At 36.8% G+C, this 19,515-nt stretch carries 20 protein-coding genes; 1 reads left to right on the forward strand and 19 read right to left on the reverse strand.

Annotation, left to right across the window (positions count from 1 at the left end):
- Positions 1-446: 446 nt before the first annotated feature.
- From BK577_RS02150 to yicI, 19 genes are all read right to left on the reverse strand, one after another.
- Positions 447-1,082 (reverse strand): histidine phosphatase family protein, encoded by a 636-nt coding sequence (locus BK577_RS02150; RefSeq protein ID WP_169908063.1) that lies wholly within the window; start codon positions 1,080-1,082, stop codon positions 447-449.
- Positions 1,083-1,222: 140 nt separating this feature from the next.
- Positions 1,223-2,674, reverse strand: coding sequence for a DHA2 family efflux MFS transporter permease subunit (locus BK577_RS02155; protein WP_078433431.1), 1,452 nt, complete (start codon positions 2,672-2,674; stop codon positions 1,223-1,225).
- A 36-nt stretch (positions 2,675-2,710) separates the two neighbouring features.
- Complete coding sequence (locus tag BK577_RS02160) at positions 2,711-3,280, reverse strand: TetR/AcrR family transcriptional regulator (RefSeq protein ID WP_078431406.1); 570 nt, start codon at positions 3,278-3,280, stop codon at positions 2,711-2,713.
- Positions 3,281-3,424: 144 nt separating this feature from the next.
- Positions 3,425-3,622 (reverse strand): YezD family protein, encoded by a 198-nt coding sequence (locus BK577_RS02165; RefSeq protein ID WP_078431407.1) that lies wholly within the window; start codon positions 3,620-3,622, stop codon positions 3,425-3,427.
- A gap of 261 nt (positions 3,623-3,883) precedes the next feature.
- On the reverse strand, positions 3,884-4,903 hold the full coding sequence (locus BK577_RS02170) for an aliphatic sulfonate ABC transporter substrate-binding protein (protein WP_245823478.1): 1,020 nt from the start codon (positions 4,901-4,903) through the stop codon (positions 3,884-3,886).
- Between the two features lie 66 nt (positions 4,904-4,969).
- Positions 4,970-5,809 carry an ABC transporter permease gene (locus BK577_RS02175; protein WP_078431408.1) on the reverse strand — a complete coding sequence of 280 codons (840 nt, stop codon included), beginning with the start codon at positions 5,807-5,809 and terminating at the stop codon, positions 4,970-4,972.
- Positions 5,810-5,822: 13 nt separating this feature from the next.
- Complete coding sequence (locus tag BK577_RS02180; protein WP_425435933.1) at positions 5,823-6,599, reverse strand: ABC transporter ATP-binding protein; 777 nt, start codon at positions 6,597-6,599, stop codon at positions 5,823-5,825.
- A gap of 11 nt (positions 6,600-6,610) precedes the next feature.
- On the reverse strand, positions 6,611-7,936 hold the full coding sequence (locus BK577_RS02185; RefSeq protein ID WP_078433433.1) for an LLM class flavin-dependent oxidoreductase: 1,326 nt from the start codon (positions 7,934-7,936) through the stop codon (positions 6,611-6,613).
- A gap of 129 nt (positions 7,937-8,065) precedes the next feature.
- On the reverse strand, positions 8,066-8,215 hold the full coding sequence (locus BK577_RS02190; protein WP_078431410.1) for a Fur-regulated basic protein FbpA: 150 nt from the start codon (positions 8,213-8,215) through the stop codon (positions 8,066-8,068).
- 38 nt (positions 8,216-8,253) lie between these two features.
- Positions 8,254-8,778 (reverse strand): NADPH-dependent FMN reductase, encoded by a 525-nt coding sequence (ssuE, locus tag BK577_RS02195; protein WP_078431411.1) that lies wholly within the window; start codon positions 8,776-8,778, stop codon positions 8,254-8,256.
- Positions 8,779-8,894: 116 nt separating this feature from the next.
- The gene (locus tag BK577_RS02200) at positions 8,895-9,794 is read right to left on the reverse strand and encodes a sulfite exporter TauE/SafE family protein (protein WP_078431412.1); all 900 of its coding nucleotides are present in this window, start codon (positions 9,792-9,794) and stop codon (positions 8,895-8,897) included.
- A gap of 164 nt (positions 9,795-9,958) precedes the next feature.
- Positions 9,959-10,417, reverse strand: a complete 459-nt coding sequence (locus tag BK577_RS02205; protein ID WP_078431413.1) for an SRPBCC family protein — start codon at positions 10,415-10,417, stop codon at positions 9,959-9,961.
- Entirely contained in the window at positions 10,414-10,758 is a 345-nt protein-coding gene (locus BK577_RS02210; protein ID WP_078431414.1) for a MerR family transcriptional regulator, read from the reverse strand. Before BK577_RS02210 ends, BK577_RS02205 begins: the two co-directional genes overlap by 4 nt.
- A gap of 108 nt (positions 10,759-10,866) precedes the next feature.
- Positions 10,867-11,532 carry an SDR family NAD(P)-dependent oxidoreductase gene (locus BK577_RS02215; protein ID WP_078431415.1) on the reverse strand — a complete coding sequence of 222 codons (666 nt, stop codon included), beginning with the start codon at positions 11,530-11,532 and terminating at the stop codon, positions 10,867-10,869.
- A gap of 32 nt (positions 11,533-11,564) precedes the next feature.
- Complete coding sequence (locus BK577_RS02220) at positions 11,565-12,782, reverse strand: NupC/NupG family nucleoside CNT transporter (protein WP_078431416.1); 1,218 nt, start codon at positions 12,780-12,782, stop codon at positions 11,565-11,567.
- Positions 12,783-13,060: 278 nt separating this feature from the next.
- Positions 13,061-13,885, reverse strand: a complete 825-nt coding sequence (locus BK577_RS02225) for a carbohydrate ABC transporter permease (RefSeq protein ID WP_078431417.1) — start codon at positions 13,883-13,885, stop codon at positions 13,061-13,063.
- Positions 13,882-14,745, reverse strand: coding sequence for a carbohydrate ABC transporter permease (locus tag BK577_RS02230; protein ID WP_078431418.1), 864 nt, complete (start codon positions 14,743-14,745; stop codon positions 13,882-13,884). Before BK577_RS02230 ends, BK577_RS02225 begins: the two co-directional genes overlap by 4 nt.
- Positions 14,746-14,821: 76 nt before the next feature.
- Complete coding sequence (locus BK577_RS02235) at positions 14,822-16,096, reverse strand: ABC transporter substrate-binding protein (RefSeq protein WP_078431419.1); 1,275 nt, start codon at positions 16,094-16,096, stop codon at positions 14,822-14,824.
- 57 nt (positions 16,097-16,153) lie between these two features.
- Positions 16,154-18,466, reverse strand: coding sequence for an alpha-xylosidase (gene yicI, locus BK577_RS02240; RefSeq protein WP_078431420.1), 2,313 nt, complete (start codon positions 18,464-18,466; stop codon positions 16,154-16,156).
- A 144-nt stretch (positions 18,467-18,610) separates the two neighbouring features.
- Between yicI and BK577_RS02245 the strand changes: the two genes are divergently transcribed.
- The gene (locus BK577_RS02245; protein WP_245823414.1) at positions 18,611-19,486 is read left to right on the forward strand and encodes an AraC family transcriptional regulator; all 876 of its coding nucleotides are present in this window, start codon (positions 18,611-18,613) and stop codon (positions 19,484-19,486) included.
- The last annotated feature ends 29 nt before the right edge of the window (positions 19,487-19,515 follow it).

Here is a 19,515-nt window from a genome sequence, read left to right on the forward strand (position 1 = left end):
ATAGACCACACATATTGCTTATCGCGATATCGCAATTATTGTGTATCTATTCAGTCCAGGTTATGCCCACTTAAGGTAACATTCCTATAACGGAATATTTATTATTTATTTGTTATATGTAATTTATCATGGCACCAGAATAATGTCAACGCTTTCTATTTATTTTTTCTGCATTTTTCTAGACTTTTGTACTAGATTACAAATCTATCTGCTTTCTTAGGATAGAACAAAAGCGCAAGCGCCTTGATCAGCCTCGGGCAAATAAGACGATTTAGAATAGAAGGCGTTTTTTGCCTTCAATTCTAAATTGGCTTATGACCTCGAGGGGCTAGGCGCTGGAGCTGGATGTCGAAACGCTTATCCACAGTTTAAAAATTTTATAATTACCTAGACAAAAAAAGGAAGCCAGATGTGTCATTCTACCCTCCTTTTCGATTCCATCATATTTAATTTACTTGCTTGCTACCTTCATTTCTAAATGAAGTATCTGCAATTTTCTCAACCTGTAATTGACCATTTTCATAGCTTACAACTGAAACACTACAGTTTTCATGTACTTGGAATTCCTTGCTTTTTGTTACTTGGATGATGTAATTCCCGATCGTGACTCCGTGTGAAAAAATAAGAATATTTCCACCATCTGATGCATGTTTTTCGACGATCTCTTTTACAGCTTGTTCCGTTCTAGTAAAAAGCTGTGCATAAGATTCTCCTTCCGGTGCACATGCATTTACATCAAGACTAAATAATTTATCAAGTGCATCTCCATATAAGCTCGGAATTTCATCCTCAAGCAATGCTTCCAAAACACCAAAATTCATTTCCTTGAGTCTCTTGTCTATGGTTAATGGTATGTTCCTTTCACCAAGCGCATACTTTGCTGTGTCCTGAACACGTTGGCTGTCACTTGAGTAAGCCGCAATAAACGGAATATCCTCTAACCCCTTACCAACAGATTTTGCCTGTGAAATTCCTTTTTCAGTTAGTGGAGAATCACAGAAACCCTGCATACGTCTTTCAACATTATATTGAGTTTCTCCATGGCGAACAAAATAAAGTGTTACTTTGTTTTCACTAGTCACGATGAACACGTCCTTTTCTATATGTCTAATTGGCATTTTAGCATAACTTTCAAAAAAATCTAACTAAAGCTTTCCAACTATAAGAAAATTGAGAGTATTAAAAAACAGCCTTCTATCATAGCAAGGCTGTCATAAAGACGTCACATCGGGTGTTCTACTTTGACCCGTTTAATAAATAATGCAACCACTAAGCCAACAATCCCCATAATGATCGCAAATACAAATGCATCCTGAACACCTGCTGTGAAGGCAAGAAGCGGGTTTAGCGGATTTGCTTTATCTTCCACTGTACTCATAAATCCTTCTGCTCCAGACGATAAAATAGAAATCGCAACAGCTGTTCCAATTGCACCAGCCACTTGTTGTAATGTGTTCATAATTGCTGTTCCATCCGGATATAATTCACGTGGTAATTGATTCAAACCATTTGTCTGCGCAGGCATCATGACCATTGAAACTCCAACCATAGTGATAATGTGAAGGGCGATAATGAAAGCCGAACTCGTCTCAATAGTAATAGTGGAGAAGCCAAACATCGCTCCAGTTACAATGACTATTCCAATTGTCACCAACCATTTCGGACCAAATTTATCAAATAGTCCTCCCATAACCGGCGAAAGAATTCCATTGATAATTCCCCCTGGTAAAAGGAGAAGACCTGCAGCAAATGTACTTAAAGATAAAGATGTTTGTAAGTAGAGCGGCAGTAAAATCATAGATGAAAGAATAACCATCATACATACAACAACCAAAAGTAGCCCTATGGTAAACATTGGATATTTAAAAGCTCTTAAATTAAGAACCGGTTGCTCCATCTTTAATTGTCTTATTGTGAAAAACAGTAAGGATACTGCTCCAATAATCATGGAGACAATCACAGTTGCACTTCCCCAACCGCCACCTTCTCCTGCACTACTAAATCCAAATACAATCCCACCAAACCCAAGTGTAGATAACACGATTGAAAGGATATCGATTTTAGGTTTTGTTGGATTCGTTACATTTTGCATAAAGATCCATCCAAATATTAGGGCCCCAATCAATAATGGTAAAGAAATCCAGAAAATCCAATGCCATGATAAGCTCTTAAGGATTAGTCCGGAAATTGTCGGTCCAACCGCAGGTGCAAACATGATAACAAGACCAATGATTCCCATGATTCTTCCACGTTTATGTGGTGGTATGATCATAAGAATCGTGTTAAACATCAATGGAAGCAGCAAAGCTGTTCCAATTGCCTGCACCACTCGTGCGATCATTAACACACTAAAGCTTGGTGCAATTGCAGCAATAAATGTCCCAATAATCGATGCTACAAGAGCTGTAATAAATAATTGTCTAGTTGTAAACCACTGCATAATTAATCCTGATACTGGAACTAATATTCCAAGTGTAAGTAAATACCCAGTCGTTAACCACTGTGCAGTTGTTTCATGAATCCCGAAATTTTCAATTAAGTTTGTTAATGCCATATTAAGAGCTGTTTCACTAAACAAGCCGATAAATCCGGCAACAACAAATGAGATGATAATCGGTACAACACGCAAATCGCTTGCTGCCACATCCCCTGTTTTCACTTGTGTATTACCCATTTCCATTCTGTTTCCTCCTACATACATCTCTCTCTATTATTTTTTTAATAGCACCAGCAACTGCTTTGCGACCATACGTAAAGCATCACCATTTTGATATGTGATTGACAAAAGACATGCCCCTTCTATCATTGCCGTGATTGTTATTCCTAATTCTACAGCACTTGCTTTTTCAAACCCATACTGTTCAAGTATGTCAGCGTATAAGGATTGCCAATCTTTAAAAACCATTTCACACGCGTGACGAAGCTTCTCATGTGTTGAAGCTGTTTCTGAAGCGATTAATCCAATTGATAACCCCTCAACACAATCTCCCGAATCAAAGACATAAGCGATGTTATTCACATAAAAATCAAATGCCTCTACAGCTGAATTTCTTCCACTTAAATCTTTCTCAGCTCCCTCCAACAAAAGTTTTCTCATCACAGAAATTGCTTCTAACGCAATTTCTTCCTTTCCATTTGGAAAATGATAATAAATAGAACCTTTTGGAGCACCGCTTTCCTCGATTATTTGATTCAGCCCTGTTCCGTTATAACCTTGCCGTTGAAATAAGCGTGTTGCGCTTTGCAAAATTATGTCCTTTGTGTCCTGCCTCTTCTTCATATGATGCTCACCTCAAAATTATAACAACCGGTCTAGAAAATAGTATAGGAATTTATAAAATTAGTCAATTGATATGATGACCTTTTTAATATAAAAAGGAAAAAGGAAGATAAATAAAAGGACAGGAATTCTGATCCTGTCCTCTTACCTTTCCAAGTCATCTTTAATCGTCCTTAATTGTTTATTACTCTTTTTTAATCCAAATCGATACTTTTCTCCTTTTTCTATTTGTGTAACCTGTGAATCATGTACGGTAATTTGGACGGTTCCATACTCAATGTTCTCTAATAAACTAACAATCTTATCAATTATTTCTTGATCGATCTTATTATTCGAAGACAACTAAATCCTCTCCCTTCATTAAATATACTCGTAGAAGCATGTCTTTCAAAGTACTATTTCATCCATGTATTTTTAAAGTGTCTTATCGTTTATTTTCTTAATACCAAGTATTTCTATATGATTTAATTACTTTATATCATATTATGTATCTCATACTAAAGCAATCACTTTTTTGCAAAATAATTCCACATTTTTTTAGGAATTATTTTGAATGAAAAGACCAAACAGATTACTCATTACATACCTGTTTGGTCTTTTTCATTATTGCCCCAACGCCTCATCAACAAATTTATTTTCAATAACTTTCGACGTATCCAATTTCTGATCAATCCCTCCAACGGAATATAGGAAGTCTGCTTGCTTTTGATGTGCTTTTGAAAATTCATCTGTTGTTGGAGATAAGATAGGCTCTGAATTCTTTAAGACCGACCGAATAATTTCTTCGTCCACCTTTTGCGACTCAGCTAATTCCTCGGAAACTCCATCAATATTTTGCACAAATTGCTGTCGAACTTCTTCATATGTTTTTAGGAATAACACGGTTAAGTCTGGATGCTTTTCCGTAAACTCTGTTCTGGCAATTAAAAAGCTTGGGGCATTAATATTCAAATCTTCTCCCGTTACTAGTACTTTTGCATCTGTTTGAAAAACAGCAGTAGTAGCATAAGGCTCCCAAATTGACCAAGCGTCAATTGAACCGTTATCTAAAGCTGGTCTTGCTTCATCTGGTTGAAGTTGAATGATCTCAATATCACTATCCTTTAACCCTGCATGATCTATAGCCATATATAAGAAGTTAAATGCACTGCTCCCCTTAGCAACACCAATTTTTTTCCCCTTTAAATCAGATAACTCCTTAATGGTGCTTCCTTTTGGTACAATGATCGAATTACCTTTCTTTCCATCGCTAGAGACAGCAATAGCCTTAAAATCAACGTTACCTGACTGTCCTGCAATAACTGGAGTACCTCCCACAGCACCAAAATCCAACCTTCCTGATGCAAGTGCCTCAAAATGTGGTGGTCCACTCGCAAACTCATTCCAGGTTACTTTAACCCCTTCTTTCTCAAATGCTTTTTCAAAATATTGTTTCTCCCTTGCATAAGGCAGGATTCCCGTCTTTCCCTGAACACCAATGTTAACAACAACATCTTGGCTCTCCTTCCTTTGAGCTGCAACCTTCGAAGATGTATCTTTACTTGTTGAATTGCCGCAAGCACTTAAAACAAGAATGACTGCTATGAATGTTAACCCAATCATTATTTTCATTTTCCTTACCATAAACAAGACCACTCTCCTATTTTTCATATATACTTACTCGGATTTAGAACAAGAAAATTTCTTTATTTATCCTTGAAAATTATCCTGCCATTTTAAAAGCCTGCGTTCAAAAATCCGAACAAATGAATCAGATACTTTACCAAAGACAGCAAAAATAATAATTCCCACGAACACAATGGATGTTTGAGAAAACTGTCTGGCATCCATTATGAGATAGCCGACACCTTGACTTGATCCCATTAGTTCAGCTGCTACTAAAGCCAGCCAGGAAACACCTAGTGATAATCTCAAGCCTAGTAATATATTTGGTAAGGCCGCAGGTAAAATTAACAAGGTAATTTGCTTCCATCTACTAAACTCTAATACTTTTGCTACCGAAAACAGTTTGGAATCCACACCACGTATTCCAAGAAAAGTGTTCACATATAAAGGGAAAAACGCTCCCTTTGCAATTAGTAAGATCTTTGAAACCTCACCAAATCCAAACCATAATATAAACAGAGGGATGACAGCCAACGTTGGAATGGTTCTAAGCATTTGTAGAGTTGGATCGACCGTTTGTTCAATACTTTGATTGAACCCAACCGCTAATCCCAGCAATAAACCTAATGTCCCGCCTAACAAAAAGCCTCCGATTGCCCTCCACAAGCTTATTTGAAAATGCGTAATAAGATCCCCTGTCTTAACTAAGTCAATAAATGTCATAAATATATTGCTTGGTCTTGGAAGTAATGTATCAGAAATAAGTCCGAATATCCCTGTTAACTCCCAAAGAATGATTATCGTTATTGGTAAGATAAATCCCTTCAAGATGACGCTTGCTTTTCCTAACTCTTTTTTCCTTTTTACTTTTTTATCATGCAATGTTTGTATTTTTTCCAAAGATACTGTGGAATGATTTGCCACTTACTATCCCTCCTTAAATACCTGCACTGTTTACTAACTCAAGCTCTTCCACCTTTTCAAATTCTCCTAATACAAGCTGACGGAACTCTTGAAACGCTCTTGATGACTTCCTCCTTGGAAATGGAAGATCAATTGAGATGACTTTTTGAACGGTACCTGGTCTTGCACTCATTATGACGACTTTGCTTCCTAAATATATCGCCTCATCTATATCATGAGTGACAAAGATCATTGATGTCTTTTCCTCCTTCCATATTTCTAGCAAAGCTTCCTGCATATGTGAACGAGTGAAAGCATCCAAAGCACCAAATGGTTCATCTAGTAGGAGCACTTTTGGATTCCTAAGTAAAGCTCTTGCAATGGCAACACGCTGGGCCATCCCTCCCGATAATTCTTTTGGATATGCTCTTTCAAACCCTTCTAACCTAACAAGCTCCATTAACTTTTTAACACTCACTTTTACTTCTGTATTTTTTAGTGATAAATTTCCTGCAATATTCTTCTCCACCGTAAGCCATGGAAACAATCTCGGTTCCTGAAAAATAAATCCCTGGTTAATACCAGCCCCTGTAACCATATTGCCATCCAGCTTTATTTCCCCTGAATATTCCGTATCTAAGCCTGCAACAGCTTTAAGCAAAGTGCTCTTTCCACATCCACTTGGCCCTATGACCGTGATGAATTCACCTTGTTTTACATGTAAGGTAATATCTTTTAGAACGTTCAATTCCTCTTTTCCTTTTTCAAAGGATTTAATAAGCTGAGTTATTTCCAGTAATGACATGTTTATCTGCCTCCTATTTATACATTTATTTGATTAAAATGATTTGAAGGTCTTTGTAACCCAAGATGATCTCGTAAAGTTTGACCCGTATACTCTTCTCTAAAAAGCCCGCGGTTCTGTAATTCCGGAATCACTAAATCAACAAAATCATCTAAGCCTCCAGGTAAATATGGTGGCATAATGTTAAATCCATCTGCAGCACCATGTTCAAACCACTCCTGCAACTGATCAGCAATTTGAATCGGTGTACCTTTTATTTCTCTATGTCCTCTTGCTCCTGCCACTCGCTGGTAAAGCTGCCGTATTGTCAGGTTTTCTCTGTCACCCAAATCTTTAACAAGCTGAAATCTTGTTTTTGCTCCATTGATATCCTTAATATCCGGTAAGTTTGGAAGTGGCTCATCTACCGGGAAATTTGATAAATCATAGCTTATCAGTGCTGACAGTAATCCTACGCCCACTTTTTCAGGGATTAATTCAACCAGATGCTGTTTCTTTTCATTTGCTTCCTTCTCTGTCCTCCCAATGACCGGAAAAACACCTGGCATGATTTTTAATGATTCTGCTGACCTCCCATACTTCTTGAGTCGTCCCTTTACATCCCGATAAAAATTCTGAGCCTCTCCTACCGTTTGCCAGGCAGTAAAAATGACCTCCGCTGTCTTCGCAGCCAGTTCCTTTCCTGATTCCGATGATCCCGCTTGGATAATAACAGGATGACCTTGCACGGGTCTTGAAATGTTCAATGGTCCCTTAACTGAAAACCATTTCCCCTTATGGTTCAACTGATGTACTAGAGCTGGATCAGCAAATCTTGCAGACTCTCTGTCTATTAACAACGCATGATCTTCCCAGCTATCCCACAGCTTCTTCACAACCTCTACAAACTCTTCTGCACGTTCATATCTTTTACTATGTTCTAGATGGTGATCTTTACTAAAATTTAAAGCTTCTGCTTCACTTGAGGATGTCACAACATTCCAAGCTGCTCGACCGCGACTTAGATGATCTATCGTTGCAAATTTTCTTGCTAAATGAAACGGTTCATTATAGGTTGTGGAAGCTGTCGCAGTTAGTCCTATATGTTTTGTTACCACCGATAGTGCTGACAACAGGGTTAGAGGATCAGGTCGAACATTTACCGTTTGCTCAATGCCAACTCCATCTCGATCATGAACAGCATAACCATCAGCAAAAAAGAGCATATCAAATTTTCCACGTTCTGCTGTTTGGGCAAGCTGCCGGTACAATTCAAAAGATAAGATGTCATCTGTTTGACTCTCAGGATGTCTCCAAGCTGCAACATGATGACCTGGAATCATAAAAAATGCTCCTAAATTCATTTGACGCTTTTGTTTTTCCAATTCAATCATCTCCTTTTTATAGAAAGAGCAGTCTTCTTAAATATTGAAAGACTGCTCCAGTTATCTGGTCACATATTGTTGATTTTTATTTTGGTTATCCAAACTACCCTATTTTGTTTCCTTCATATATTCATTTTCGATTTCTGATAGTGTCAATTCATAGAGATGATGTTCTTCCTTCTTATATATTCCTAACGCTATTAACTGTATTATTAGTTTCTCTTTTCTCATATCTACTGCCTCTCGAAGCTTTGTCATTCATCTAAACCTCCTTAATTTTATATAAAGACGTAAATTTAGATAAGCCTAAGAAACGCTTCAATACCTTGATTTAATCTTTGCTGAGCGTCTTCATTGATAATAAATTTATTCTCCCCAGTTCGTTCTATGTGCTGATCGATAGTATATACACCATTCGATATAGTAGTTGCCCCCAAGACTGAAAGTACTGGATTTAATGCATATTGTATAGTTAGCAAATGTCCAAATGACCCACCCAAAATTAGTGGCAGAATCACCTTATCTTTCAAACCTTTTTGTGGTAAAAGGTCAAGATATGTTTTCAATATCCCTGAATAAGATGCTTTGTATACCGGGCTTAATATAATTACACCTGTAGATTTTTTTATCACCTCATTTGCTTTGATAATGGCTCCACTATCAAAATTAGCTTTAATTAAATCTTCTGCTGGTAGATTATGCACATTAATCGTTTCATAATATATTCCTTTTTCCTTTAACACATTTGTTACAAAATCTAAAATACCGTTTAAACGCGAATATTCATTTGGTGCCCCAACAATTATAGAAACGTTTTTCATGTCAATTTCTCCTTACCTGTTTTAATGATATTGACGAATTTGCCTTCGGGTTTCCGATCAGCAAAAAGGCCCCCGTCTAAGTTAAATATTACTTAGTTTCGAGAGCCTCTAGTTTTCTAGTCAGCTAATGATTTTTCTTCTGCTTTATTCAAATTTTTGTATGCTCCTAGTTTAAAGATCGTATAGGAAATAGCGACAATCCAAATTAGGGCAATTCCAATATAAATATATGGATAGATAGCATCATTCTCTATCCACATGTGTACAATTGTTCTGGCATTCACTAAGATAATGAATCCACCAACAAGCACTCCCATCAACTGTGCAGGAACTTTTTGAACTAACCATGCTGCTATTGGAGCTGCAATAATTCCGCCTATCATTAAGGCTCCAACCCACAACCAGTTGACCTCTTCCCACCCTAATGAAATGAGAAACCCTAAAGTAGCAGAAACAGCAATAGCAAACTCACTTGTATCAACCGTACCTACTACTTTTCGCGCACTCATTCCTTTTCGAGATAATAACACTGGCGTAGCGATAGGTCCCCAGCCACCTCCTCCTGTTGCATCAGCAAAGCCGGCAATTAAACCTAAAGGAATTGATTGCTTACGAGTCAATTCAATGCCTTTCTTCTCCTCGGATGTACGAAATTTAAATAAAAATCTTGTAAGAACATAGATACCTAAAAGTAATAGAAAGAGAGATATATAGGGTCTGACTAAATCTCCAGGTAGATTACTGAGGAATGTTGCACCCAAAAAGGCACCTATTGATCCTGGAATAATTAAACGAAAAACCGCTTGTTTATCCACATTCCCAAACTTTATATGTGATGCTCCAGATGCAGCAGTTGTGACTACCTCTGCCAAGTGAACAGATGCAGAGGCAACTGCAGGTGCTATTCCAAACGTTAGTAAAAGTGTAGTGGATGTCACACCATATGCCATTCCTAATGCACCATCTATTAATTGCGCAAGTAAACCGATAAAAGCAAAAATAAGTAACTTTTTCATTAAAATCTTCCTTTCTTTGTAAAAATAAAAAAGGCATAACCCTCTGAAAGAAATTGGGTTATGCCTTCGGTCGTCCGATCGGCTTTTTATTTTATTTTTGAATTAATCTGATTATAATCCCTACAATTCCTACCTGTCAACTAGAATTTAACAAAAATCACTCTTTATTTCGACTCTTTCATCACCTCTGTTTGAACTCTTTGTAAAAATTCCTTCACTACATCATCATTACCTTTTTGACTGCTTAATTTCATCATGGCTCTCCCGATAAAATTTACTCCTTTGTTAGATCCTTCATAAATAAATGTTGTTGTATCTTGTTCATTTTTCAAAAGTGTAAAAGTTAAAGATATTTCGAATGCTCTGCCTAGCACAAATCGTATTTGTTTCTTCTTCTTGTCTTCTGTATCTTCATAAGCTAATGTTTCTACAATATACGTTTCAACTCTTTTTCCTTCACGGTATTTTTGTTGATGCTTTGCGCCTACTTCATGTTCCTTTTTTTCAATTAATGTATGCTCTTCTACTTTGGGCATGATTTTTTTAATATTTTTATCTAAAAACAAACTCCACACATGTTCTATATTTTTATTGATAACAATTTCTTCTTTCCATTGAATCATTTACTTTCCTCCTCACCCGATAACAAAAATTCATCGATTGCTTTCATTTGGAGTTGCCGCTCTTCAATTTCAAGCATGATTTTATTTCGTTTTTGACGTAGCAATGAATCCAGATTTTCAAACGATTCATCTTCCATGACTGAGATCATTTCTTGAATCGTAAAGCCTAAGCTTCGTAATTTCACTAATAGTATAGCCAGGAAATAACTGCCGTCATCATAGTATCGATAGTTATTTTTCGGATCTATGTAAGCTGGTTCAAGCAATTTTACTTCTGCATAATACCTTAGTGTTTCTTTGCTTAAACCAGTGAGCTTAGCAAATTCACTTATTTTATACATCTTGTTCTCCCAAAACGATCATAAACTGTGTGGTGCACGACAGGGTCAATATTTTTTCAGATACAAAAAGCCACCTTTTTAAGGTGACTTCATCTATATTTATCCATATTAACTTATTATCATTTGTTCTTCATCTTCCCGTTCAACTATTTCTTTCGCAACTTGTTTTGCTGACTTTAATCTGGAAGGATCTTTTATAAAGTCACTGCCTTCCCAGAAAGGTGTATTCATTCCACCCATGTATACAGCAGATACCTTTATGGAGGTATGTTCAAGTTCTTTTATAAGACTTTCAGTAAAACCCCTCACGGCAAATTTGCTTGCTACATAAGCAGTTTCTCTAACTTTCCCGCGCAAACCTGCGGTAGAGATGATGTTCATAATTTTTCCTGATTGATGTTCCAAAAATATAGGTAGAACTTCTTTTGTCATGAAAATCGTTCCTTTTATATTTGTATCAATCATCTGACTTATTTCTTCTATAGAAAGATCCTGCAGGTTTCCAAAATAACCGATTCCTGCATTATTAATAAGCATATCTATCTTCTCTATTCTTACAAGGCGCTCTATCAACTTTTTAACTGCTTGTCCATCGCTAATATCACACGAAGCGACGAGAGAAGAACCTTTCGTCATTTTAATCAAATCTTTTACATCATTTAAAGATTCCTTTGTTCTTCCAACTAATATGATTCGGTCTCCTCTTTTTGCATATGCAAGTGCGAGTTCTTTTCCCAGTCCAGTTCCAGCACCTGTAATTAAAATTGTTTTCATTTGTTCTCCACTTCACTTTATATAGAAAATACTTAAATAAAGATTCCAGCAATTGCTGCACTTAATAAGGAAGCTAACATCCCTGCAGCAACTGCGCGAAGACCGAGTTTTGCAATATCAGGACGACGACTTGGAGCAAGTCCGCCTAACCCGCCTAAAAGAATGGCCATTGAACTTAAATTGGCAAAACCACAAAGTGCAAAGCTGACAACCATAACTGTTTTAGGTGTTAGTTGTTCGATTTGTGGTGCAAAAGAAGAGTAGGCAACAAATTCATTTAACACTAATTTTTGGCCGATAAAGCTTCCTGCCGTCACAGCTTCAGACCATGGAACACCGATCGCAAATGCTATAGGTGAGAATACAAACCCTAAAATTGATTCAAGTGATAGAGCATCATAACCAAAAATACCCCCGATTCCACCTAATATTCCGTTGATTAACGCAATTAACGCAATAAATGCAATTAACATTGCACCTACATTTAATGCAAGTGTTAATCCATCTCCAGCACCACGTGCAGCTGCGTCTATAACATTTACAGCTTCTTTATCTTTTTCCATTTCTAATGATTTTGCGGTTTCCGATTGTTCTGTTTCAGGCATCATTAGTTTAGCCAGTACCAATCCTGCAGGAGCTGCCATAAAACTAGCTGCTAATAAATATTCCAGTGGAACTCCTAGTAAAGAGTACCCTACAAGGACAGAACCAGCGACTGAAGCCAACCCGCCGGTCATGACAGCGAATAGCTCTGATTTTGTCATTTTTTCTAAGAATGGACGAATCACAAGAGGTGCCTCTGTTTGTCCTACAAAAATATTTGCAGCAGCGGACATAGACTCAGCTTTACTCGTTCCTAACAGCTTTGATAATCCTCCACCAATAATTTTAATAAACCACTGCATGATTCCTAAATAATATAGAACTGAGATTAAAGAAGAAAAGAAGATAATAATACTCAGAACTTGAAACGCAAAGATAAATCCTAATGGAGATTCCGCATTAGCTAAGGGGCCAAATACAAATGTTAGCCCTTCACTTGCATAATTGATAATATTTTGAACCCCCATCGTTAACCATTCTAAAGCCGTTCTCCCAGCTTCCCATTTTAAAACAATAAATGCGAATAAAATCTGTATCGCTAAACCTCCAAAAATCGTACGATAATTAATTGCCTTCCTTTGGCTTGATAGTAGAAATGCAATTCCTAAAACGACAACGATCCCAAAAATTCCCCATAATAAATTCATGTTTATCACCTCAAAAATTTGTAACTTTTTATATTGTTTGCAGAAACATATGAAATAATAAAAAAATTTTTCTTATCATCACAGACTTGTTGGACGTCGAACAACTAATTATAAATGAAAGCCCTTTCATAAAGTCCCACATACACATTATAAAGGTATGATGTCTAACAACTCAAGTGTTTTCCTATAAAAAAGATATTTTTTTTGATCCGTAGCTGGTCCAAAGGGACAGGTTCCTTGTCCCAAAATATGAAAAAGGACAAGGTTCACCCTCGTCCCTACTTAACTGCTCCATCAGAAATACCTTTAATGATATATTTCTGCAGAAACATATATACAACTATTATTGGAATAATACCGATAACTAATGCAGCTAAAGCCAAATGCCATTGTTTCGAATATTCTCCAAAGAAATAGAACATTTTTAAAGGAATTGTATATAACCCTTCCTTATTTATTACTAGTGATGGAAGTAAATAATCATTCCAGAACCAAATTGCATTTAACACAATAACTGTGACAGTCGTTGGTTTTAACATTGGCAGAATAATATACCTGTAAACCTGGAATCGATTACACCCATCAATAATAGCTGCTTCATCCAATGCCTTCGGTATACCCCTTAAAGCACCAAAATATAAGAAAACAGCTAAGCTTGACCCTAACCCTAAATACATGATCATCAATCCGGCTCGATTTAACATATCGAATGAGCCAAAAATCGAAACTAACGGAATCATGATCGATTGGAATGGAATCAGCATGCATATTGCAAAGATAAAATAAATGATCGAGCTTGTTTTTCCCTGTCTGCGCGATAATGCATAAGCAGCCATTGAGGTACATATACAGATAAGAAAAATACTCACCACTGTAATGATGACTGAATTTATAAAGCTTTGAATAAAATCTAAAGCAGTAAAGGCTTCAGGGTAGTTGGCCAATGTCCCCTCTGACGGAAAAGAAAGGGTATTAACAAAAATCTCAGCTTTTGTCTTAAACGAATTGACTATCACTAGATAGAACGGATAAAACCAAATGATTGAAAGTAATAGTCCAAGCAAAATAAATCCGTACGTTTTTGCTTTATTTTGTGCAATCATAAGTCAGTCTCCCTCTTTCTAGTCATATATAGTTGGATCACTGAAATTGCCGTAATAATAAGCAGGAAAATAATCGCTTTTGCTTGTGCATAACCCATTTCTTGAACCTTAAATGCTGTATCATATATATTCATCGTGGCCATCTGAGTGGAGCTGAATGGTCCTCCGGCTGTTAACGCCATATTTTGATCATACACTTTAAATGCGTTGGATAATGATAGAAATAAACTAACCGTAAACGCCGGTGCAAGTAATGGGAATTTAATTCTCCAAAAACGCTGCCATACATTAGCACCATCAATTGTAGACGCTTCAATTAATTCATCCGGGATATTATTCAAAAACGAAATATAGATAATCATAATATAACCGCTCATTTGCCAGATAAATAGAATCACCAATCCCCAAAATCCTGTTTCTGTATCTGATAACCAGCCTTTAAAAAATTCTAAGCCTGTAAGCTCTGCTACTCCTTCAAAAGCTTTTAGGAAAATAAACTGCCAAATAAACCCTAAAATAATCCCGCCAATTAAGTTCGGCATAAAAAAAACTGTTCGGAAAACTGTATTAAATTTCCCCATTTTTTGTGTAACAAACAAGGCTAAAAGCAAGCCAATAACATTGATTCCAATAACAGAGGCAATCGAAAATCCTCCTGTAAAGAGAAGACTATATAAAAATTGATCATCTTTAAAGAGATTGATGTAATTCTCAAAACCTACGAATTCTTTCACTTGAAACCCGTTGTATTCTGTAAAGGAATAGTAGACACCTTGGAAAAAGGGAATTATTAAAACAATAGCTAAAGCAGCTATACATGGAGCCAGAAATAGCCAGTAGGTGAGGTTTTTCATTTTCATTATGCTCACACCCTTTATATAAAATAGCGAATGGAATAAGGAATCATCATTCTCTTATTCCATTCAGATCCAAAAATTAACGCATTTCCGTAAATTTCTCACTAGCTGTTTTTTCAAGATCTTCCCATGAAATATCCCCATTTAAATATTTTTGATACTCCGGAAAGAATGATGTCTGAGAGAATCCACTTGGATATTGATTATGAGCCCATACTCTTGATTTTCCATCTAACAGCATTTGATAGACTTCTTTTGAGACAGGATCTGTTATACTGTCAATCTCATATCCTTCATGAGCAGGAATATATTTAAATTCTTCAACAATTTGTTGTTTTCCATAATCAGATGTATACATCCAATCAATAAAGTCCTTAGATGCCTCAACAACTTTCTCATCATGCTCTTTATTTATTCCCCAGAACCATGATGGACCCGCACTGATGTAACCGTCAGTATCGCTATCTACAAATAGTGGTAAAATACCTAATTTCTCTTTAGAAAATTCAGGATCAATGCCGTCAAGTGATGGTACAATCCAGTTTCCTTGGTGGATAATCGCTACTTTATTGTTTGTAAAAAGTTCTTCAACAGATGTACTATAATCTAATGACAAAATTGGTTGTACATTATATTTGTTTAGTAAATCTGTGTACTCTTTCATTCGATCTCCATATTTAAATGTAAGCTCAGTAGCTTTATATGCAACTTGTAGATCATTATCAAATTCAGGAGCTGTAAAGTGATTAGAAAATTGACTTGTTACCCAATCTTCTTTCCCACTGTATCCAAACACAGCTTCTAGACCAAGCTCTTCTTTTTTACTATCGATTGTTTCAACTGCCTTTGCAAAATCACCATAGCTTGCAATCGAGGCAGGATCTACACCGGCAGATTCAAAAATTTCTTTATTGATCATCCAGCCGAAGCCTTCAATATTTAATGGAATTCCATAAGGTGTCCCGTCAACAGTCGAGCCTTGTAATGTTCCCTCAATAGCTGTTTTTGCTGATTCCATTTCAGAAACATCTAATAAATAGTTTTGATATTTTTCAACATCAGATAAACCGCCTAATAAAAAGATGGCCGGATCTTCATTTGATGAAAACTTCGCTTGTAAAGCTGAAGCAGCGTCTTGTCCGCCGCCAACAGTTGTTAAGCGAATATCCACATCTTCATGTTCACTTTCATATTTCTCAATCATCGCTTCCAACTGATCTTTTGTTTCTACTTTTATATTAAAAACGTCAACAACAGTACCGGCATCACCACCACTGCCTCCTGAAGAACACCCTGCCAACAATCCACCTACTAAAAGAGCTGTACCTAAACCTTTGATCATGTTCTTTTTCATAGCGTAATACCCCCTCTTATGATATGGAAGAGTGTGATAGTCACACTCTTTGACAACTTACAAAGTAATATCTAACTTCTGTGATCCATTAAGATTTACCCTAACTCCATCTCTGCTTGAATCAACTTCACCAGCTGAGGCAGATGCAATGCTTTCATATCCTGCAAGAAGAATAGAATACGTTAAACCTTCCATTGATGTTTCAATATGAATGCTGTTATTTTGTTTAACCGCTTTTATTTCTCCTTTGATGTTTCCATTTATATCTGTTACAAAAGCTGTAGCTTGTTGGTTATCCTGTAACTGATAAAGTTCAAATGTCACATTATTAGCAAACTCATAATCCGGCCGGTCGTCATCATGACCGATCGCTAAAATGCTATTTTCTTTTATAAATAATGGAAGACTTAGATAATCAAAGTTTTCTGTTCTCCAAGTTCCCCCTTCAACAACTTCTTTTGTTAAATAGTGAGTCCATTTACCTTGTGGAAGGTAGTAAGAGCCTACTCCTTCTTCGTTCATAATAGGTGCAACCAATAGGCTGCTTCCGAGCATATATTGACGATCAAGCACATGTGTATTTGGATCTTCAGCAAATTCCAGCAGCATCGGTCTCATAACCGGGACACCTGTGTTATGGTTTTCAACAGATGCACTATACAAATACGGCATTAAACGGTTTTTTAATTTAGAGAAATGCTTTGTTACATCTACCGCTTCTTCGTCAAACAACCATGGAACACGGTATGATGAACTACCGTGAAGACGACTGTGGCTGGATAATAGACCAAAAGCAAGCCAACGTTTGAAGAGATCAGGACTTGCTGTATTTTCAAATCCACCGATATCATGACTCCAATAACCAAAGCCGGATAATGATAATGAAAGGCCTCCGCGTAAGCTTTCTGCCATTGACTCATAAGTAGCATTACAATCCCCGCCCCAATGGACTGGAAATTGCTGACTACCCACAGCTGCTGATCTAGCGAAAACAACAGCTTCTTGTTTTCCTTTTTCTTCTTCAAGTAAGTCAAAAACAACTTTGTTATAGAGATAAGCGTAATAGTTATGCATACGCTGTGGATCAGAACCATCATAATATACAACATCTGTTGGAATTCTTTCACCAAAATCAGTCTTAAAGCTATCCACACCCATATCAAGCAATCCTTTTAATTTCCCGCAATACCATTCACATGCTGCCGGGTTTGTAAAGTCAACAACTCCCATTCCAGCCTGCCATAAATCCCATTGCCATACATCACCGTTCGCTTTTTTCAACAGGTATCCGTTTTCGGCTGCTTCATCAAAAAGCTTAGACTTTTCAGCAATATAAGGATTAATCCACACACAAATTTTTAAACCCTTATCTTTTAGTCTTTTTAACATCGCCTCTGGCTCAGGGAATGCATCTTTATCCCATTCGAAATTACACCATTCAAATTCTTTCATCCAAAAGCAATCAAAGTGGAACACACTTAATGGGATGTCACGCTCTGCCATTCCATCGACAAAATGAGTAACTGTTTCCTCGTTATAGTCAGTCGTAAAAGAGGTTGTCAGCCATAACCCGTAGGACCATGCTGGCGGAAGTGCCGGTTTACCCGTTAACTCCGTATAGTTCGTTAATACTTCTTTAGGTGTTTCTCCACCAATTAGGAAATACTCAATACATTCACCTTCAACACTGAACTGTGTTTTTGAAACAGCTTCAGAAGCTATTTCGAAGCTTACGTTTTCCGGATGGTTTACTAATACACCATAGCCCTTGTTACTTAAGAAAAAGGGAATGTTTTTATAAGATTGCTCCGAACTTGTTCCACCATCTTCATTCCAAGTATCAACAATTTGTCCATTTCTCACAAATGGAGTGAAACGCTCACCAAGACCGTAAAGGTATTCACCAACACCGATGTTTAACTGCCCTCGCATATAACTTTCCTTCTCAGGCCCTTTAATCCATGCAACTCCTTTTGAATCAATTGAGGTTAGTACTTGATTCCCTTGAGTAAAAGTAACTTTAAAAGGCTTATGCTGTATGTTCACGCTTACATTTCCACTATTTAAAATTGTTTGTTCTTCTTTTTGCTCACAATTTAACGGAAGAAGCTCATTCTTACTTTCAAATTCCGGTTTTTTCGTTGTTGTACCTTTATGATGCCAAGCCTTGACTTTAATGACATTTTTCATTGGAGATGACAGCTGGATCGTTAAAGATGGTAGATTTAATGTGTCTCCTCTATGTTGAATATCTTTACATGGTGCGTAAAGTGTCACTGTATTTTCATTTATCACAACATCACGAACATTTCTTGGATGCTGAATATCAAAACCTTCTTTTGTCAGCCAAAAGCCATCAGTAAATTTCATAAAAACACTCCTTATCTATACATTCAGTTGCTGTTATATTTATTTGTCATCTTACAATTAAAATTATAGTGATAAAAATCCAGCAATTCTTGCACAATTTCAACAATTAATTGTACAATTCTGATATATAGAGGAGATGGTAGTGTGAACAAACATAATCTGCTTGAGGATCGTGTACATGGCGATTCTATGTTTCCTTTTCGTATTTACATGGTGGATTATCTCGATGGACAAGTGATCTTTAACATGCATTGGCACCCTGAGCTGGAGTTTATATATGTGGAAAAAGGACCGATCAATGTACAAGTGGGGACAAAACAATATCGATTAGAAGAAGGAACCGGTTGCTTTATACCAAGCGAACAATTACATGGTGCCTATCCTTGTGGTGACAAGCCTTTTAAGCTCCATGCTGTCGTTTTTTCGATCGATTTGTTACGAAGCTTTGGCTATGATTTAATTGAAAGTCATTATTTAGAGGCTATTAAGAAATTTTCTTTTATTCACTCTATGAAACTTACACCACAAACACCAGAAGAACAAATGATGTTAAAGACCATTGCCTGCATGATTGAGGCTTATTCTACAAAGGAAACAAGCTATGAACTTAAGGTAAAGGGATATCTTTTTCTTTTATTTGCAGACATTTTCAAGAAACAATCTTGGGTTCATAATGAGGAAGTAACACAAAAGGACTTAACAAAAACAGAGCTATTAAAAAAGGTTCTTCAATATATTGATGAACATTACAAGGAAAAACTATCCGTGCTGGATCTTGCTTCACAGGTTCAAATGAGTGAAGGTCATTTCAGCCGATTTTTCAGATCACTTGTCCGAATGACACCGATGGAGTACATTAACACCATACGAATTAATAAAGCATGTATACTACTACTAAAATCGGAACGAAAAATGCTGGATATTGCAATGGACGTGGGGTTTCAGAACCAAAGTTACTTTATTCGATTGTTTAAAAGACAGAAGGGGTGTACACCTAAGGAATATAGAGGTGGGATGTAGGTCTCTTGTCCCGTAAACGGGACAAGGGA

The organism is Metabacillus halosaccharovorans (genome assembly GCF_002019635.1).
GTDB lineage: Bacteria > Bacillota > Bacilli > Bacillales > Bacillaceae > Metabacillus > Metabacillus halosaccharovorans.

Excerpts from the sequence above, each read along its gene's own strand:
- BK577_RS02155 (WP_078433431.1), bottom strand. The coding sequence starts at position 2,674 with ATGGGTAATACACAAGTGAAAACAGGGGATGTGGCAGCAAGCGATTTG.
- BK577_RS02160 (WP_078431406.1), bottom strand. The coding sequence starts at position 3,280 with ATGAAGAAGAGGCAGGACACAAAGGACATAATTTTGCAAAGCGCAACA.
- BK577_RS02205 (WP_078431413.1), bottom strand. The coding sequence starts at position 10,417 with ATGATTCAATGGAAAGAAGAAATTGTTATCAATAAAAATATAGAACAT.
- ssuE (WP_078431411.1), bottom strand. The coding sequence starts at position 8,778 with ATGAAAAACGTTTCTATAATTGTTGGGGCACCAAATGAATATTCGCGT.
- BK577_RS02215 (WP_078431415.1), bottom strand. The coding sequence starts at position 11,532 with ATGAAAACAATTTTAATTACAGGTGCTGGAACTGGACTGGGAAAAGAA.
- BK577_RS02185 (WP_078433433.1), bottom strand. The coding sequence starts at position 7,936 with ATGAATTTAGGAGCATTTTTTATGATTCCAGGTCATCATGTTGCAGCT.
- BK577_RS02210 (WP_078431414.1), bottom strand. The coding sequence starts at position 10,758 with ATGTATAAAATAAGTGAATTTGCTAAGCTCACTGGTTTAAGCAAAGAA.
- yicI (WP_078431420.1), bottom strand. The coding sequence starts at position 18,466 with ATGAAATTTACTGATGGCTTTTGGCTGACAAAAGAAGGTTTTGATATT.
- BK577_RS02225 (WP_078431417.1), bottom strand. The coding sequence starts at position 13,885 with ATGATTGCACAAAATAAAGCAAAAACGTACGGATTTATTTTGCTTGGA.
- BK577_RS02220 (WP_078431416.1), bottom strand. The coding sequence starts at position 12,782 with ATGAATTTATTATGGGGAATTTTTGGGATCGTTGTCGTTTTAGGAATT.
- BK577_RS02235 (WP_078431419.1), bottom strand. The coding sequence starts at position 16,096 with ATGAAAAAGAACATGATCAAAGGTTTAGGTACAGCTCTTTTAGTAGGT.
- BK577_RS02170 (WP_245823478.1), bottom strand. The coding sequence starts at position 4,903 with ATGGTAAGGAAAATGAAAATAATGATTGGGTTAACATTCATAGCAGTC.
- BK577_RS02190 (WP_078431410.1), bottom strand. The coding sequence starts at position 8,215 with ATGACAAAGCTTCGAGAGGCAGTAGATATGAGAAAAGAGAAACTAATA.
- BK577_RS02200 (WP_078431412.1), bottom strand. The coding sequence starts at position 9,794 with ATGAAAAAGTTACTTATTTTTGCTTTTATCGGTTTACTTGCGCAATTA.
- BK577_RS02230 (WP_078431418.1), bottom strand. The coding sequence starts at position 14,745 with ATGAAAATGAAAAACCTCACCTACTGGCTATTTCTGGCTCCATGTATA.